At 63.9% G+C, this 1399-nt stretch carries 1 protein-coding gene; it reads right to left on the bottom strand.

The window, feature by feature from the left end:
* Nucleotides 1-49 precede the first annotated feature (49 nt).
* Nucleotides 50-1279 carry an IS256 family transposase gene (locus AC5Y2S_RS28905; protein ID WP_499960047.1) on the bottom strand — a complete coding sequence of 410 codons (1230 nt, stop codon included), beginning with the start codon at nucleotides 1277-1279 and terminating at the stop codon, nucleotides 50-52.
* Nucleotides 1280-1399: the final 120 nt, after the last annotated feature.

Below are 1399 nucleotides of genomic sequence, written 5' to 3'. Positions count from 1 at the left end.
GGGCTTGTCAAGATAACTGTGTAAGTTGTTGCAGCCGTTTGTCTTTGGGTCATAGGGGGAGTCGGTCGGGGAACTGGATGGCGAAGGTGTTCAGGGCTTCTGTCCAGCGGTAGGTTCCTGGTCCGTGGGATCCTCGTTTCTGGTTGATGTTGCGGATGGCCAGGTAGAGCAGTTTTAGGGCGGCGGCGTCCGAGGGGAACGAGCCGCGGGCCTTGGTGACCTTGCGCAGCTGGTAGTTCAGCGACTCGACAGCGTTGGTGGTGTAGATGATCTTGCGGATCTCGACCGGGAACGCCAGAAACGGTACGAACTCGGCCCAGGCGCGATCCCACACGGCCACCGCACCGGGCGATTTGGTTTTCCATTGGGCGCGGAAGTCCTCGAGGGCGAGTTTGGCGGCCTCTTCGGTGGGTGCGGTGTAGATCGGGCGCATCGCGGCGGCCATCTTGCGGCGCTCGGTGTAGGAGGCATAGCGCATCGAGGAGCGCAGCAGGTGCACCACGCAGGTCTGGATCACCGCGGCCGGCCACACCGCCGCGATCGATTCGGGCAGCCCGCTTAACCCGTCGCAGCACACGAATAGCGCGTCGCGACACCCGCGGTTGCGCAGCTCGGTGAGCACCCCGTGCCAGAACTTCGCGCCTTCGCTCTGCTGGATCCAGATCCCCAGGACCTGCTTGATTCCGTCGATATCGACGCCGATGACCACGTGGGCGGCCTTGTTGGCCACCACCCCGGAGTCGCGGATTTTGATGCGGATGGCATCGATATACAGGATCGGATAGACCGGATCGACCGGGCGGGACTGCCAGGCGGCGATCTCCTCGGTCACGACGTCGGTGACCCGCGAGATGGTGGCTGCTGACACGGTGGCGCCGTAGACCTCGGCCAGATGCTCGGTGATATCGCGCGTCGACATTCCCCGCGCGTACAGCGACAAGATCATGTCCTCGACCTGGCCCAGGCGGCGTTTGCGCTTGGGCACAATCACCGGGCTAAACGTGCCGTTGCGGTCCCGGGGCACTTCGAGCTCGACCGGCCCGGCTGTGGTGAGCACGGTTTTGCGGCCACGCCCGTTGCGGGAGTTACCCGAGCCATAACCGGCCGGATCGCCGTGCTCATAGCCCAGGTGATCAGCGATCTCGACATCCAAAGCGCGTTCGAGCACCGCCTTGGTCATCTGCGCCAACAGCCCGTCAGGGCCATCGATCGGCGTGCCCGAGGCCTCGGCATCGGCCAACAAAGCATCCACCGCCGCGGCCGGCAACAGCTCGGCCAGCTTGGCAGCCGCATCATCCCTGGGCGAGTCAGATTGAGGCAATTAAGAACTCCTGTCTGGTGGTCACTCACCATTCAGGCCCAACCACTTACACAGTCAATGAGACACGCCCGCCACCCG

This window comes from Mycobacterium sp. NGS69 (genome assembly GCF_059812165.1).
The sequence above is the reverse complement of the archived record's forward strand: the minus strand, read 5'-3'. Positions and strand labels throughout refer to the sequence as shown.